Annotated in this window: 2 protein-coding genes; both read right to left on the bottom strand. The window is 37.6% G+C overall.

Annotated elements, in window-relative coordinates; all coding sequences use genetic code 11:
- Positions 1–30: 30 nt before the first annotated feature.
- Complete coding sequence (locus tag JCM21714_RS17825; protein ID WP_235183038.1) at positions 31–201, bottom strand: hypothetical protein; 171 nt, start codon at positions 199–201, stop codon at positions 31–33.
- A 4-nt stretch (positions 202–205) separates the two neighbouring features.
- Positions 206–638: transposase (locus JCM21714_RS17820; RefSeq protein ID WP_035726513.1), on the bottom strand; the 433-nt coding region annotated here is incomplete at its 5' end.

The raw sequence follows: 638 nt of genomic DNA, 5'->3' as shown, positions 1-638 counted from the left end.
GGGACGTTTCTCGCTTCTATCATAGTGCCATTACAGTGGGGGGCAATGTAATTCTACTTCTTCTCCCTCATTTAAATCCACACTGAATTCACCAACGATAAATTCAGGTACGTCATCAGTTTTCTTGCAGTCCAGGCATTGAAACAAGAGGAGTACTTCTTTTTCATTTAATCCTAATGGATCATCACCTAGCCATTCCATGCCATCATCCGATTTTTTTCCGTCGAAAGGGTATCCCATATTTTCTACATCGCTCCTTTTCTATATCTTCCATATAATGATATATCCATCCATAATCCGCATGCCATATTCCTATTAACTCCATCTCCTGATGACAATGTGGACATTGAAACGGATCCTTTTCAAACGATTCTATCATACGTTGACGATACGTTTTCTTCTTTCTTTTATTTTCTAATAATAAGGTGATTTGTTTGGTTCTCATAAATGTGTATAGGCAAAGAACATCTTTTGCCTTCTGATAAGACCTTCTACTGTACAAGCCATATCGGCCTACCATACGAAAATGCTTCGGTGGTATATGTTGAAGCATTTCATATATAAATTGATACACACTTATCTTCTTATCGATTCGTTTCCCCGTTCGATGATCTTCATACCAATAGTGAACCGTTTCT

It is taken from the genome of Gracilibacillus boraciitolerans JCM 21714 (genome assembly GCF_000521485.1).
GTDB classification, from domain to species: Bacteria; Bacillota; Bacilli; order Bacillales; family Amphibacillaceae; genus Gracilibacillus; species Gracilibacillus boraciitolerans.
The sequence above is the reverse complement of the archived record's forward strand: the minus strand, read 5'-3'. Positions and strand labels throughout refer to the sequence as shown.

Excerpts from the sequence above, each read along its gene's own strand:
- JCM21714_RS17825 (WP_235183038.1), bottom strand. The coding sequence starts at position 201 with ATGGAATGGCTAGGTGATGATCCATTAGGATTAAATGAAAAAGAAGTA.